Here is a 13,598-nt window from a genome sequence, read left to right on the forward strand (position 1 = left end):
ACAGGGCGAGTTTCCTCGCCCTGTTCAGGCCAGATCACTTGGCGGCAGTGACTCGCCAGATCTTGTTGCCCACATCGTCTGCAACCAGCACACCGCCTTTGTGGTCGGGCAATACCGCAACCGGGCGACCCATGGCTTTCTCGTCGCCATTGAGGAAGCCACTGAGCAGGTCGATGGGCTGGCCGCTCGGCTTGCCGTCCACGAACGGTACGAACACTACCTTGTAGCCGCTGTGCGGCTTGCGGTTCCACGATCCATGCTGGCCGATCAGTGCGCCGGTGGTGAAGGGGGCAGGCAGCCCGCTGCCGTCGGCGAAGCTCAAGCCCAGCGATGCCGTGTGCGGCCCGACTGCATAGTCAGGCGCGATGGCCTTGGCCACCAGGTCGGGGTTCTGCGGCTCGACCCGTACGTCCACGTGCTGACCGTAGTAGCTGTAGGGCCAGCCGTAGAAGCCGCCATCCTTGACCGAGGTGATGTAGTCCGGCACCAGGTCGCTGCCGATCTCGTCGCGCTCGTTGACCGCCGTCCACAACTTGCCGGTCTTCGGTTCCCAGGCCATGCCGTTGGGGTTGCGCAGGCCCGAGGCGAAAATCCGATGCTGGCCTGTAGCTGCATCGACTTCCCAGATCGCCGCGCGGCCTTGTTCCTGATCCATCCCGTTCTCGCCCACGTTGCTGTTGGAGCCAACGGTGACGTACAGCTTCTTGCCATCCGGGCTGGCAATGACGTTCTTGGTCCAGTGGTGGTTGAGCGTGCCACCTGGCAGGTCGGTGACCTTCTCGCCGGCGCCAGTGATCGAGGTGGCGCCATCGGTGTATTTGAAGCGCAGCAGCTTGTCGGTGTCCGCCACATAGAAATCGTTGCCGACCAAGGTCATGCCGAACGGCGAATTGAGGTTGGCGATGAAGACGGTACGGGTCTCGGCTACCCCATCACCGTCCTTGTCGCGCAGCAGCGAAATCCGGTTGGCGCTTGGCACGCCAGCGCCTGCCCGGCTCATCACTTTCTCCATGACGAAGCCGCGAATGCCCTTGCTGTCGTCGGGCTTGGCCGGCGAATTGGTTTCCGCCACCAGCACGTCACCGTTGGGCAACACATAAAGCCAGCGCGGATGGTCGAGGTCTTCGGCGAAGGCCGCCACCTGGGTGCCCGGCGCGGCCATCGGCTTGCCGCCCGCTGGCCAGCCCACCGCCGGCGCGATGTTGACGGTAGGGATCAGGGTCTTGTTGGGCTCGGGCAGCTTGGGCGAGGGGCCCGTCCCGTCGCTGACCTGCAGTGACGATGTTTCGCCACAGGCGGCGAGGCCGGCAGCCAGCAGGATCAATGTAGCGAGGCGGGTCTTGTGCATGGTCGGGCTCTCTGAGGTTTTGTTCACAGAAGGTAGAGGCACTGGCGGTTGGCAAGGTTCAACCGCGTTGCCGGTCAGCGGCAGCAGGGATCGGGTGCAGGGGATCAATTGACGCTCTTGGCGCAACCCTCTAACCTGCGCGGCTGTTCCAGGTGCTCGGCGATCGGACGATCGACGCGAGTGAAACAGGGAAGCCGGTGCGCAGCGTTCGACGCGCCATTCCGGCGCTGCCCCCGCAACGGTAGACGAGTCAAGGCCGCACACGGTGCCACTGAAGCGATTCGGGAAGGCGTGAGGCCTGGGTGTGTACAGCCCCGCTCGTGAGCCCGGAGACCGGCCTGGTCCACTTTTACGGCACACTGCAGGGCCGGCGCTCATCTTCGGGTGTCGTTGCGCCTGGGTCGTGCCCTGACCCATGTACTGTCGCGCGGGGAGAGCGGCATTGACGTTCACTGTTCGGCCAACCGGCCGCGGTGTCGCGTCGATGCTGCCTGCGTGCAGGTGTAGCGGAGAGCCACCATGAACGAAACCACCGAACGCGACGCACGTCACCTGGCGCGCATGCTGCGCAAGAAAGCCGTGATGGACGAACGCATCGCCAATTCTCCCAATGAATGTGGCTTGCTGCTGGTGCTCAGCGGTAACGGCAAAGGCAAGAGCAGTTCGGCGTTCGGCATGCTCGCGCGAGCCATGGGCCACGGCCTGCAGTGCGGCGTGGTGCAGTTCATCAAGGGGCGCAACAGCACCGGCGAGGAACTGTTCTTCCGGCGCTTTCCCGAGCAGGTGCGCTACCACGTGATGGGTGAAGGGTTCACCTGGGAAACCCAGGATCGGCAACGAGACATCGCGGCGGCCGAGGCTGCCTGGGAAGTCTCCAGGCAACTGCTGAGCGATCCGGCCATTGGCCTGGTGGTGCTCGACGAACTCAACATTGCCCTCAAGCACGGTTATCTCGACCTGGACACCGTGCTGCATGATCTGCAGGCCCGTCCGCCCATGCAGCATGTGATCGTCACCGGTCGCGGGGCCAAGCCCGAGCTGATCGAACTGGCCGACACGGTCACCGAAATGGGCGTCGTCAAGCATGCGTTCCAGGCCGGCATCCGTGCCCAGAAGGGCATCGAACTATGACCGAGCCGCGCCAGTGCCCGGCGGTGCTGATCGCCGCCCCGGCCTCCGGGCAGGGCAAGACCACCGTGACTGCCGCCCTGGCGCGCCTGCATCGCAATCAGGGTCGGCGGGTACGGGTGTTCAAGTGCGGCCCGGACTTTCTCGATCCGATGATCCTCGCCCGCGCCAGTGGCGCGCCTGTCTATCAGCTGGACATGTGGATGGTCGGTGAGCAGGACAGCCGGCGGCTGTTATGGGAAGCGGCGCAGGAAGCCGACATCATCCTCATCGAAGGCGTCATGGGCCTGTTCGACGGCACGCCGTCCAGCGCTGATCTGGCCCGTCATTTCGGCGTTCCGGTGCTGGCCGTGATCGATGGCACGGCCATGGCCCAGACCTTCGGCGCTCTTGCCCTGGGCCTGGCCTGTTACCAACCCGACCTGCCGTTCGCCGGCGTCCTGGCCAACCGGGTCGGCACGGTGCGTCACGCGCAATTGCTCGAGGGCAGCCTGACCCAGGGTCTGCGCTGGTACGGCGCGTTGTCTCGGGAAACCGGGATCGAACTGCCTAGCCGCCACCTGGGGCTGGTGCAGGCCAGCGAGCTCAACGATCTGGACGCACGCCTGGATGCCGCTGCGGCCGCCCTGGCACAGACCTGCCAGGTGGCATTGCCTCCTGCAGTTACCTTTGCAGCTCCGGCGCCACATACAGTGGCGCGCCTGCTCAATGGCGTGCGCGTCGGCGTGGCCCGTGACGCCGCGTTCGCTTTCGTCTACGACGCCAGCCTGGATGTCTTGCGCGACATGGGCGCCGAGTTGGTGTTCTTCTCGCCGCTGCACGACCCGCGTCTGCCTGCCTGCGACAGCCTTTACCTGCCCGGTGGCTATCCGGAGCTGCATCACCTGGCGCTGGCCGCCAATGCCTCGATGCTCGACGACATCCGCGCCCACCATGCCGCGGACAAGCCCCTGCTGGCCGAATGTGGCGGCATGCTCTACCTGCTCGACGCACTGACCGATGTCGAAGGGGCCCGCGCGCAACTGCTGGGTCTGCTGCCCGGCGAAGCGGTCATGCAGAAGCGTCTGGCAGCCCTGGCATTGCAAGCAGTCGAGCTGCCGGAGGGGGTACTGCGCGGGCACACCTATCACCACTCGCTGACCAGTACCGAGCTGCAGCCGATTGCCCGTGGCGTGAGCCCCAACGGCGGTCGTGGTGCCGAGGCGGTTTACCGCCAGGGGCGGATGACGGCCTCTTACGTGCATTTCTATTTTCCGTCCAATCCGACGGCGGTGGCCGCACTGTTTGCGCCCGATGAGTGCGCGCCTGCAGCCGGGCATCGGATCGCGTCATGAACCAGCCCTACAGCGACAGCGAGCGCGCCGCCATCTACCGGGTGATCGCCGAACGCCGCGACATTCGTCATTTCACCGGTGGCAGCGTGCCGCCGGCGCTGCTTGCGCGGCTGCTGGCAGCCGCCCATCAGGGGCCAAGCGTGGGCCTGATGCAGCCCTGGCGTTTCATCCGCATCAGCGATGCCGATGTGCGCGGTCGCATCCAGGCGCTGGTCGAGGAAGAGCGACTGCGCACCGCGCACGCCATGGGCGAGCGCTCGGACCAGTTCATGCAGCTCAAGGTCGAAGGGATCGCGGACTGCGCGGAGGTGCTGGTGGCGGCGCTGATGGACGATCGCGAGCGCCATGTGTTCGGCCGCCGGACCTTGCCGGAAATGGATCTGGCCTCGGTGTCCTGCGCCATCCAGAACCTGTGGCTGGCGGCGCGCGCCGAGGGTTTGGGCATGGGTTGGGTGTCGCTGTTCGATCCCCTGGCCCTGGCCGAGGTACTGGGCATGCCGGCTGGAGCCAAGCCGGTGGCGGTGCTGTGCCTGGGGCCGGTCGAGCGTTTCTATGAAGCGCCGATGCTGGAACTCGAAGGCTGGGCTGCCGCTCAGCCGCTCGAACACATGCTGTACGAAAACCAATGGGGAAAATCGTTGTGAGTATTGCGTTGATGACGGCGGCCGGGGTCGCGCTCGATGCCCTGTTGGGCGAGCCGCGCAGGCACCATCCGCTGGTTGCCTTCGGCCGCCTGGCCAACCGGATCGAAGCACGTTTCAACCGCGCCGGGCGTGGCTGGCGCAGCCACGGTGTCACCGCCTGGTTCCTGGCCGTGGTGCCCCTGACCCTGTTGGCGACATTGTTGTCCTGGCTGCCGCTGGTCGGCTGGCTGGTGGAGATTGGCGCGCTGTACCTGGCGCTGGGCATGCGCAGCCTGGGAGAGCACGTGATGCCCGTGGCCCAGGCCTTGCGCAGCGATGACCTGGCCAGCGCCCGTCAGCGTGTCGGTTATCTGGTCAGTCGGCAGACCGATGAGCTGGACGCCGAAGCAGTGGCCCGTGCCGGCATCGAATCGGTGCTGGAAAACGGCAGTGACGCGGTGTTCGCGGCGATCTTCTGGTTCGTCGTGGCCGGCGCGCCTGGGGTTGTCCTCTACCGTTTGAGCAATACCCTGGACGCCATGTGGGGCTACCGGAACGAGCGCTTCGAGCGTTTCGGTTGGGCTGCGGCGCGGATCGACGACGTGCTCAACTACATCCCGGCGCGTCTGGTCGCGCTCACCTATGCCGTGCTGGGCAAGACCCGCCTGGCCTTGCGCTGCTGGCGTCGCCAGGCACCGCAGTGGGACAGCCCCAACGCCGGCCCGGTGATGGCGGCAGGCGCCGGCGCATTGGGCGTGCAACTGGGCGGACCGGCTATCTATCACGGCGAGTTGCATGAGCGGGCCGTGCTGGGCGAGGGTGCGCCGGCAGATGCCGACAGCATCGAGCGCGGCTGGAACCTGGTCCAGCGCGGCGTGTGGCTGTGGCTGTTGGTGCTGTGTCTGGGAGGCTTGCTCGATGCTTGAACACGGAGGGCGCTTGCGCCAGGCGGTGCTCGAATACGGGATCGCCGAAGACAACTGGGTCGACCTGTCCACCGGCATCGCGCCATGGGCTTTCCCCCTGCCCGAGATCGCGGCCCGCGCCTGGGCGCGGCTGCCGGAAAACGAAGATGGCCTGGAAGATGCGGCACGCAGCTACTACGACTTCGACCACGTCTTGCCGGTACCAGGTTCCCAGGCCGCGATCCAGACCCTGCCACGGCTTCGCCGCAGCGGACGGGTGGGGGTGCTGTCGCCTTGCTACGCCGAACATGCCGAGGGCTGGCGACGGGCGGGGCACGTGGTACGGGAAATCAATGAAGACGAGGTCGAGCATTTCATCGACAGCCTCGACGTGCTGGTTGTCGTCAACCCGAACAACCCCACTGGCCGGCTGCTGTCCGCCGAATGCCTGCTGGCCTGGAATGCACGTCTGAACAGTCGTGGTGGCTGGCTGGTGGTCGATGAAGCGTTCATGGACAACACGCCGCGTGCCGGCCTGGCTCGCTACGGCGTGCAACCCGGGTTGATCGTGCTGCGCTCGTTCGGCAAGTTCTTCGGTCTCGCAGGTGTACGGCTGGGCTTCGTCCTCGGCGAGCCGCGCCTGCTGCGCCTGCTGGCCGACCTGATCGGGCCGTGGGCAGTGAGCGGGCCGACACGCCAGCTGGGGCAAGCCTGCCTGCTCGACGAGGCCACTCAGCAAGCGCAGATCGCTCGCTGCGCAGCGGCCAGCGAGCGCCTTGGCCAATGCTTGCGGCGCCACGACCTGGCGCCCCAGGGCGGCTGCGAGCTGTTCCAGTCGGTGGTGTACGAGCAGGCCGAGCACCTGCAGGATTTCCTCGCCCATCGCGGCATCCTCGTGCGGCTGTTCAAGCAGGACAGCCGCCTGCGCTTCGGTTTGCCTGCCCGCGACGGCGACTGGGCACGACTCGAGTCCGCCCTGAGCGACTATCGCAAGGAGCATGCATGAGCACATTGATGGTCCAGGGCACCACCTCCGATGCCGGGAAAAGCACGCTGGTCACCGCGCTGTGCCGCTGGCTGACCCGTCAGGGCGTGGCGGTGGTGCCGTTCAAGCCGCAGAACATGGCCCTCAACAGTGCGGTAACTGCCGACGGCGGCGAGATCGGTCGCGCCCAGGCCGTGCAGGCCCAGGCCGCGTACCTGCAGCCGCACACCGATATGAACCCGGTGTTGCTCAAGCCCAACAGCGACACCGGTGCCCAGGTGATCATCCACGGGCGCGCCGTGACCAGCATGAACGCCGTCGCGTATCACGACTACAAGGCCATCGCCATGCAGGCGGTACTGGCTTCGCACCAACGGCTGAGCGCAAGCTACCCGGTAGTGGTGGTCGAAGGGGCCGGTTCACCGGCCGAGATCAACCTGCGCGCCGGCGACATCGCCAACATGGGTTTTGCCGAGGCGGTCGACTGCCCGGTGCTGCTGATCGCCGACATCAATCGCGGCGGCGTATTCGCCCATTTGGTCGGCACCCTGGAACTGCTTTCGCCCACCGAACAGGCGCGGGTTCAGGGCTTCGTCATCAACCGCTTTCGCGGTGACATCGCCTTGCTCCAACCCGGCCTGGATTGGCTGGAGGCCCGTACCGGCAAGCCGGTGATCGGTGTGCTGCCGTATGTGATGGACCTGCACCTGGAGGCCGAAGACGGCCTGGATCGGCGTCAGTCGGGCAAGGCCGACAAGGTGCTCAAGGTGATCGTCCCGGTGCTGCCGCGCATCAGCAACCACACCGATTTCGATCCGCTGCGCCTGCACCCGCAGGTCGATCTGCAGTTCATCGGCGCGGGCGATGACATCCCCCCGGCCGACCTGATCATCCTGCCCGGCTCGAAGAGCGTGCGGGCCGACCTGGCTCACCTGCGTGCCCAGGGCTGGGAACAGGCGATCTCCCGCCACCTGCGTTATGGCGGCAAGGTACTGGGCATCTGCGGCGGGTTGCAGATGCTCGGCACGCGCATCGACGACCCGCTGGGCCTCGAAGGCGCGGCCGGTTCCAGCGCGGGCCTGGGCCTGCTGGAATTCACCACCGAACTGCAGGCGGAAAAGCAGCTGCGCAACGTGACCGGCCAGTTGACCCTCGAACAGGCCGCCGTCAGCGGCTACGAGATCCATGCCGGGGTGACCGTCGGGGCGGCGCTGGATCATCCGGCGGTGCAGCTGAGCGACGGTCGCCGCGATGGCGCGATCAGTGCCGACGGGCAGATTCTGGGCACCTATCTGCACGGCTTGTTCGAAGCGTCGCCGTCTTCGATGGCACTGCTGCGCTGGGCGGGGCTGGCCGACGTGCAGTCGGTGGATTACCACGCATTGCGCGAGGCCGACATCGAGCGCCTGGCCGACCTGGTCGAGCAGCACCTGGACACCGCGCGGTTGCGCGAGCTGTGCGGCTTGCCCGGGGGAGGGGTCTGACATGCTGCAACTGATCCTCGGCGGCGCCCGCTCGGGCAAGAGCCGCCTTGCCGAACGGCTGGCCACCGACAGCCAGCTGCACGTCGTGTACATTGCTACCAGCCAGCCGGTGGATGGCGAGCTTGACCAGCGTGTGGCCTTGCACCGCGAGCGCCGTCCCGATCATTGGGGGCTGGTGGAAGAGCCACTGGCCCTGGCCGACGTGCTGCGCGCTCAAGCGCGTAGCGATCGCTGCCTGTTGGTCGACTGCCTGACCCTGTGGCTGACCAATCTGCTCATGCTCGACGAGCCCGAACGCTTGCGGGCAGAACGTGAAGCCCTGCTCGAAACACTGCCCGGCCTGCCGGGAGAAATCCTCTTCGTCAGCAACGAAACCGGCCTGGGCGTCGTGCCTCTGGGTGAACTGACCCGCCGCTACGTCGACGAGGCGGGCCTGCTGCACCAGGCCCTGGCCGAACGCTGCGAGCGAGTGGTGCTCACCGTGGCCGGCCTCCCCATGATATTGAAAGGACCCGCGCTATGAACTCAGCCTGGTGGCTGCACACTGCCCGTACCGCCGATGCCCGCATTCATCGCGAGGCGCTGGAGCGTCAGCAGCAGTTGACCAAGCCGGCCGGCTCGCTTGGCGCACTCGAGCAGACGGCGGTGCAATTGGCGGCGCTGCAGGGTCGCCTCAAACCCTCGGTCGAGCAGGTATGGATCACGGTGTTCGCTGCCGATCACGGCATCGTCGCCGAAGGTGTCTCGCCCTATCCGCAGGAAGTCACCGCGCAAATGGTGCACAACTTCGTCAACGGCGGTGCGGCCATCAGTGTATTGGCCCGGCGCCTGCAGGCGCGCCTGGAAGTGGTGGACCTCGGCACCGCCACGCCGCTGGGCGATCTGCCTGGCGTGCAGCATGTGCGGATCGCTGCCGGTACGCGCAATTTCATCGACGCGCCGGCGATGAGTTTCGAGCAAGGCACGCAGGCACTGCAGGCCGGTCGCGACAGCGTGCTGCGGGCGAAGGCCAGCGGCACCGAGCTGTTCATCGGCGGTGAAATGGGCATCGGCAACACTACGTCGGCCACCGCGCTGGCCTGCGCCTCGCTGGGCTGCGCCGTGGTCGATCTGGCCGGGCCGGGCACCGGTCTGGACGCCGCCGGCGTGATCCGCAAGGTGCAGGTCATAGAGCGCGCCTTGCAGGCCCATGCCGGGCTGCCCGACGAACCGCTGCAACGCCTGTTCTGCTACGGTGGGTTCGAGGTTGCCGCGCTGGTCGGCGCCTACCTGGCCTGCGCCCAGGAGGGCATCGTGGCGCTGGTGGATGGTTTCATCTGCAGTGTCGCGGCGCTGCTGGCGGTGCAGTTGAACCCGTCCATCCGGCCATGGCTGTTGTTCGCTCACAACGGCGCCGAACCCGGGCACCGCCATGTACTGGCAGCCCTCGAGGCGCAACCGTTGCTGCAACTGGGCCTGCGTCTGGGCGAAGGCAGTGGCGCCGCCCTGGCGGTGCCGCTGTTGCGCCTGGCGTGTGACCTGCACGGGCAGATGGCAACCTTCGCCGAAGCGGCCGTCGCGGACCGTCCGGCATGACCCTGCACCTGGATCTGCTGCGCCATGGCGAAACCGAGATCGGCGGGTTTCGCGGCAGCCTCGATGACGCCCTGACCGAGCGCGGTTGGGCCCAGTTGCACGCTGCGGTTGCCGACCGTTCCGGTTGGGACCGCATCGTCAGCTCGCCGCTGCAGCGATGCGCACGCTTTGCCGAGGTGCTGGCCGAAGAGCGCGGGCTGCCGCTGAGCTTCGATGCCGATCTCCAGGAGCTGCATTTCGGCGCCTGGGAGGGTCTGAGTGCGGCGCAATTGATGCAGACCGACGAAGCCGGCCTGGGTCTGTTCTGGAACGACCCCTATGCGTTCACGCCGCCCGACGGCGAGCCCATGCAGGCCTTCTCCGCGCGAATCCACGACGCCTTGCACAGGTTGCAGGTCACCTACCCGGCCCAGCGGCTGCTGCTGGTGGTGCACGGTGGGGTGATGCGCTTGTTGCTGGCCGAAGCACGCGCCCTGCCACGCGAACAGCTGCTTCAAGTCGAGGTCGGACACGCTGCCTTGTTCAGTGTGGTGATGGCAGCCGATGGCAGCCTGAGCGAGCCGTCCTGAGCATGCTGCCGTTCTGGATTGCCTTGCAGTTTCTCAGCAGCTTGCCGGTGCGCTTGCCAGGCATGCCCAGTCCAGAAGCTTCCGGGCGCTCGTTGTTGTTCTATCCTGCCGTGGGGCTGCTGTTCGGCGTGCTCTTGTGGGCCGCCAGTGCGCTGCTCGCCGGAACGCCAGTGCTTCTGCACGCCGCGCTGTTGCTGGCGCTGTGGGTGGTGCTCAGCGGTGGCCTGCACCTGGACGGTCTGGCGGACAGCGCCGATGCCTGGCTGGGCGGATTCGGCGACCGCGAACGCACCTTGCTGATCATGAAGGACCCGCGCAGCGGTCCCATGGCCGTGGTAACACTGGTGCTGGTGCTGCTGCTCAAGTTCTGCGCGCTGCTGGCCTTGCTCGAGCAGGGCCAGCAGGCCGCACTGGTGCTGGCCCCGGTACTGGCGCGGGCCGCGATGCTCGGCTTGTTCATGGGTACGCCCTACGTGCGCGCTGGCGGGCTGGGCCAGGCCCTGGCCGACCACCTGCCGCGTCGTGCCGGCGCCTGGTTGCTGGCAGGCGTGGCGCTGGTCAGCCTGGCGTTCTGCGGAGTAGGGGTCAGCCTGCTGGTGCTGGCCGGCTTCATGGCGCTGCGACGCCAGATGATCAAGCGTTTGGGCGGTACCACCGGTGACACCGCCGGCGCCATGCTCGAGTTGCTCGAACTGTTGGTGCTGCTGGGCGCTGCGCTGTAGAACCTGCCTCGCAGATGCTTGCATGCGGCGCTGCCTGTCGGCGGTGAACAGGCATACAATCGAGCGGCCTGTCCCTTCCTGCCCGGAGCACACAATAATGACATCGGTATGGCGTACCAGCGGCTGGGTTCTGCTCGGCGCAGCCCTGATTCTTGCCCTGTCCCTGGGCATTCGCCACGGCTTCGGTCTGTTCCTGGCGCCCATGAGTGCGGAGTTCGGCTGGGGCAGGGGTGTATTCGCGCTGGCCATCGCGCTGCAGAACCTGATCTGGGGCCTGGTCCAACCCTTCGCCGGCGCTCTGGCGGATCGCTTCGGCGCCGGGCGCGTAGTTGCGTTGGGTGGGGTGCTCTACGCGGTCGGCCTTGGCTGCATGGGGCTGGCCAACTCCGAGTTGAGCCTGAGCCTCAGCGCTGGCCTGCTGATCGGCCTGGGGCTCTCCGGTACGTCCTTCTCGGTGATTCTGGGCGTGGTCGGGCGAGCCTTGCCCGCCGAGCACCGCAGCATGGGCATGGGGATCGCCAGCGCTGCCGGCTCGTTCGGGCAATTCGCGATGCTGCCCGGCACGCTCGGCCTCATCAGCTGGCTGGGCTGGTCGACGGCCTTGCTGGTGATGGGCGTACTGGTGGCGTTCATCGTCCCTTTGGTGCGCATGCTCAAGGACCGGCCACTGCCAGCCCAGGCCCACGATCAGACCCTTGGCCAGGCGCTGCGCGAGGCGTGCGGCCATTCAGGATTCTGGCTGCTGGCGCTGGGCTTCTTCGTCTGTGGTTTCCAGGTGGTATTCATCGGTGTACACCTGCCGTCCTACCTCGTCGACCAGCACCTCCCGGCAAGCGTGGGCACCACGGTCCTGGCGCTGATCGGACTGTTCAACATCTTCGGCACCTACATCGCCGGCTGGCTGGGTGGACGCATGTCCAAGCCGCGCCTGCTGACCGCCTTGTACCTGATGCGCGCCGTCGTGATCGTGCTGTTCCTGTGGTTCCCGGTCACTACCGTCAGCGCCTGCCTGTTCGGCATGGCGATGGGGTTGCTCTGGTTGTCCACCGTTCCCTTGACCAACGGCACCGTCGCAACGCTGTTTGGCGTGCGCAACCTGTCGATGCTCGGTGGCATCGTGTTTCTCTTCCATCAGCTGGGCGCGTTTCTGGGAGGCTGGCTGGGCGGCCTGGTGTATGACCAGACCGGCAGCTACGACCTGGTCTGGCAGCTGTCGATCGCGTTGAGCCTGCTCGCCGGTGCGCTCAACTGGCCGGTGCGCGAACGCCCCATTGCCCGGCTGCAGGCACAAGGAGCGAGTGCATGAACAGGCTTCGAAGCGTGCAGCTCGCCACGGCATGCGCACTGGCGGCGCTGCTGGGTCTGGCGTGGTGGGGCTGGCAGCAGGGCGGACTGGCCCTGCTGCAAATGAACATGAGTCTGTGCTGAGGCCACATATGAAAAAGCCCCGAACCGGTCGGGGCTTTTCGTGTTGCTCGATCAATCAGAAGCGATAGGTCATGGAAGTGCCGAAGCCATGTGCGCTGTTCTCGTACTTGGCCTGGTACGCACCCTTGGTAGCACTGACAAGATTGATCTTCGCGTCTTCTTCCTTGAGGTAGGAATAGGCGAAGTCGAAGGTCAGGTCGTCCGTTGGGCTCCACCCTGCGCCGAAGCTGAGGATGGCGCGGTCACCGGTGGGTATGCGTGGCGAACGATCGGTGTTGTTGGTCGGCGACTGGTCGACCGAGAACCCCGTACGCAGCGTCCACTGCTTGTTCAGCTTGTAGGCGGCGCCCACGGCATGGGACCAAGTGTCGTGCCAGTCCTGCTCTTCGGTGATGGTGCCGATGGAAGGGCGCAGTGGTGCAGGCACGCCGTCGTTCTCGACCGAGATTTCCTTCAGGCGGCTCCAGCGTGTCCAGGTACTGCCTGCGTATAGGGTCCAGTCCTCATTGAGCTCGTGGGTGACCGAGAAGTCCACCGACTCCGGTGTGTCGATGTCCAGCGAAGCATCGTACTTGCTGCCGTTGAACGGCCCGAACCCCGAACCCTCGACCTTGGTATGGCCGTCCAGCTTGTACTTGACCTTGGAGTGGTAGGTCAGGCCCACGCGGGTATCATCAGTGGCCTGAACGAGCACGCCGACGTTGAAGCCCACGGCGGTATCGTCGCCCTTGATCTTGACTTCGCCATCGTTGCGGCCAGGCGTAGCGCGGTTCAGCGTGGCCGAGGTCAGCTCGCCTTCGAGGCGGTTGATGGTCGGGCCGAAGCCGATGGACACGCGGTCATTGAATGCATAGCTGATGGTGGGCTGCAGGGTGACGACGGCCACATGGCTCTTGTCGCCCCAGTAGCGGCCGGCGAAACCGCTTTCGTAGTCGGTGACCAGGCCAAACGGCGCGTACATGCCGAACCCGAAGGTCCAGTTTTCATCGAGCGGCTTGACGTAGTAACCCATCGGTACGCCGACGAACGGCACCATGTCACCGTCGTTGCTGCCCCCGAACGTACCGCGCCCGCTGATGTCGGTCTTGGCGACGATGGCCGCAGCGCCGACGCTCACTTGTTCACGTTTGATGCGGGACATGCCAGCAGGGTTGCCATAGACAGTGCTGGCGTCCTCGGCAGACGACGAGCGACCGGCGAAACCGGTACCCATGCCGCTGATGCTTTGTTCATTGAGGGCGAAGCCGGCAGCGAAAAGCTGGCTGGATGCCAGGGTGACAGCGAAGCCGAGAGTGGTCTTGAGCATTGGTCTTTTCATTGTTTTAACTCTAGGGGGGCACTGAGGCGCAAGCTACCAACATTTTCACTGCAACGCTATAGCCTGAAACACTCTGGCTAGAGCGGTTTTGTAGGACAATCCGACCAGATTTTGCGACTGCCTGAAGGTTGTGATGGTGGGCTGCGCACCTGCCAACCCTGTGCCTGGGCAACGGTCGC

General features: G+C 66.0%; 14 protein-coding genes and 1 riboswitch. Of the genes, 12 read left to right on the forward strand and 2 right to left on the reverse strand.

Annotation, left to right across the window (positions count from 1 at the left end):
• Positions 1–34: 34 nt before the first annotated feature.
• A complete protein-coding gene (locus IFT98_RS02045; protein WP_192047502.1) occupies positions 35–1,348 on the reverse strand; it encodes a PQQ-dependent sugar dehydrogenase in 1,314 nt (437 codons plus the stop codon).
• 133 nt (positions 1,349–1,481) lie between these two features.
• A riboswitch (cobalamin riboswitch) is annotated at positions 1,482–1,704 on the forward strand.
• A 163-nt stretch (positions 1,705–1,867) separates the two neighbouring features.
• Between IFT98_RS02045 and cobO the strand changes: the two genes are divergently transcribed.
• The 12 genes from cobO to IFT98_RS21060 all read left to right on the forward strand — a co-directional run bounded on the left by cobO (position 1,868) and on the right by IFT98_RS21060 (position 12,101).
• Entirely contained in the window at positions 1,868–2,479 is a 612-nt protein-coding gene (gene cobO / locus IFT98_RS02050; protein WP_122713022.1) for a cob(I)yrinic acid a,c-diamide adenosyltransferase, read from the forward strand.
• Positions 2,476–3,810, forward strand: a complete 1,335-nt coding sequence (locus IFT98_RS02055; RefSeq protein ID WP_192047501.1) for a cobyrinate a,c-diamide synthase — start codon at positions 2,476–2,478, stop codon at positions 3,808–3,810. Before cobO ends, IFT98_RS02055 begins: the two co-directional genes overlap by 4 nt.
• Complete coding sequence (gene bluB, locus IFT98_RS02060; RefSeq protein ID WP_192047500.1) at positions 3,807–4,454, forward strand: 5,6-dimethylbenzimidazole synthase; 648 nt, start codon at positions 3,807–3,809, stop codon at positions 4,452–4,454. The genes IFT98_RS02055 and bluB overlap by 4 nt, the downstream gene beginning before the upstream one ends.
• On the forward strand, positions 4,451–5,359 hold the full coding sequence (gene cbiB, locus IFT98_RS02065) for an adenosylcobinamide-phosphate synthase CbiB (protein WP_192047499.1): 909 nt from the start codon (positions 4,451–4,453) through the stop codon (positions 5,357–5,359). The genes bluB and cbiB overlap by 4 nt, the downstream gene beginning before the upstream one ends.
• Complete coding sequence (gene cobD, locus IFT98_RS02070) at positions 5,352–6,344, forward strand: threonine-phosphate decarboxylase CobD (protein ID WP_192047498.1); 993 nt, start codon at positions 5,352–5,354, stop codon at positions 6,342–6,344. Before cbiB ends, cobD begins: the two co-directional genes overlap by 8 nt.
• Positions 6,341–7,807, forward strand: coding sequence for a cobyric acid synthase (locus IFT98_RS02075; protein WP_192047497.1), 1,467 nt, complete (start codon positions 6,341–6,343; stop codon positions 7,805–7,807). The genes cobD and IFT98_RS02075 overlap by 4 nt, the downstream gene beginning before the upstream one ends.
• 1 nt (position 7,808) lies before the next feature.
• Positions 7,809–8,330: a bifunctional adenosylcobinamide kinase/adenosylcobinamide-phosphate guanylyltransferase gene (gene cobU / locus IFT98_RS02080; protein ID WP_192047496.1), complete on the forward strand. Its 522-nt coding sequence runs from the start codon at positions 7,809–7,811 to the stop codon at positions 8,328–8,330.
• The gene (gene cobT, locus IFT98_RS02085) at positions 8,327–9,382 is read left to right on the forward strand and encodes a nicotinate-nucleotide--dimethylbenzimidazole phosphoribosyltransferase (RefSeq protein ID WP_192047495.1); all 1,056 of its coding nucleotides are present in this window, start codon (positions 8,327–8,329) and stop codon (positions 9,380–9,382) included. The genes cobU and cobT overlap by 4 nt, the downstream gene beginning before the upstream one ends.
• A complete protein-coding gene (gene cobC / locus IFT98_RS02090; protein ID WP_192047494.1) occupies positions 9,379–9,951 on the forward strand; it encodes an alpha-ribazole phosphatase family protein in 573 nt (190 codons plus the stop codon). The genes cobT and cobC overlap by 4 nt, the downstream gene beginning before the upstream one ends.
• A 2-nt stretch (positions 9,952–9,953) precedes the next feature.
• Positions 9,954–10,673, forward strand: a complete 720-nt coding sequence (locus IFT98_RS02095; protein WP_192047493.1) for an adenosylcobinamide-GDP ribazoletransferase — start codon at positions 9,954–9,956, stop codon at positions 10,671–10,673.
• Between the two features lie 97 nt (positions 10,674–10,770).
• Positions 10,771–11,979: an MFS transporter gene (locus IFT98_RS02100; protein ID WP_192047492.1), complete on the forward strand. Its 1,209-nt coding sequence runs from the start codon at positions 10,771–10,773 to the stop codon at positions 11,977–11,979.
• Positions 11,976–12,101, forward strand: coding sequence for a hypothetical protein (locus IFT98_RS21060; protein WP_274603743.1), 126 nt, complete (start codon positions 11,976–11,978; stop codon positions 12,099–12,101). Before IFT98_RS02100 ends, IFT98_RS21060 begins: the two co-directional genes overlap by 4 nt.
• Before the next feature lie 55 nt (positions 12,102–12,156).
• Here the strand turns inward: IFT98_RS21060 and IFT98_RS02105 are convergent, their stop codons facing one another.
• Positions 12,157–13,419: an OmpP1/FadL family transporter gene (locus tag IFT98_RS02105; protein WP_192047491.1), complete on the reverse strand. Its 1,263-nt coding sequence runs from the start codon at positions 13,417–13,419 to the stop codon at positions 12,157–12,159.
• Positions 13,420–13,598: the final 179 nt, after the last annotated feature.

It is taken from the genome of Pseudomonas sp. CFBP 8770, from assembly GCF_014841705.1.
Taxonomy (GTDB): Bacteria; Pseudomonadota; Gammaproteobacteria; order Pseudomonadales; family Pseudomonadaceae; genus Aquipseudomonas.

What these genes read in the sequence shown, in the direction of transcription:
- IFT98_RS02095 (WP_192047493.1), top strand. Translation starts at nt 9,954, where the DNA reads ATGCTGCCGTTCTGGATTGCCTTGCAGTTTCTCAGCAGCTTGCCGGTG.
- IFT98_RS02100 (WP_192047492.1), top strand. Translation starts at nt 10,771, where the DNA reads ATGACATCGGTATGGCGTACCAGCGGCTGGGTTCTGCTCGGCGCAGCC.
- cobO (WP_122713022.1), top strand. Translation starts at nt 1,868, where the DNA reads ATGAACGAAACCACCGAACGCGACGCACGTCACCTGGCGCGCATGCTG.
- IFT98_RS02105 (WP_192047491.1), bottom strand. Translation starts at nt 13,419, where the DNA reads ATGAAAAGACCAATGCTCAAGACCACTCTCGGCTTCGCTGTCACCCTG.
- IFT98_RS02055 (WP_192047501.1), top strand. Translation starts at nt 2,476, where the DNA reads ATGACCGAGCCGCGCCAGTGCCCGGCGGTGCTGATCGCCGCCCCGGCC.
- cobD (WP_192047498.1), top strand. Translation starts at nt 5,352, where the DNA reads ATGCTTGAACACGGAGGGCGCTTGCGCCAGGCGGTGCTCGAATACGGG.
- bluB (WP_192047500.1), top strand. Translation starts at nt 3,807, where the DNA reads ATGAACCAGCCCTACAGCGACAGCGAGCGCGCCGCCATCTACCGGGTG.
- cobC (WP_192047494.1), top strand. Translation starts at nt 9,379, where the DNA reads ATGACCCTGCACCTGGATCTGCTGCGCCATGGCGAAACCGAGATCGGC.
- IFT98_RS02075 (WP_192047497.1), top strand. Translation starts at nt 6,341, where the DNA reads ATGAGCACATTGATGGTCCAGGGCACCACCTCCGATGCCGGGAAAAGC.
- IFT98_RS21060 (WP_274603743.1), top strand. Translation starts at nt 11,976, where the DNA reads ATGAACAGGCTTCGAAGCGTGCAGCTCGCCACGGCATGCGCACTGGCG.
- cobT (WP_192047495.1), top strand. Translation starts at nt 8,327, where the DNA reads ATGAACTCAGCCTGGTGGCTGCACACTGCCCGTACCGCCGATGCCCGC.
- cobU (WP_192047496.1), top strand. Translation starts at nt 7,809, where the DNA reads ATGCTGCAACTGATCCTCGGCGGCGCCCGCTCGGGCAAGAGCCGCCTT.
- IFT98_RS02045 (WP_192047502.1), bottom strand. Translation starts at nt 1,348, where the DNA reads ATGCACAAGACCCGCCTCGCTACATTGATCCTGCTGGCTGCCGGCCTC.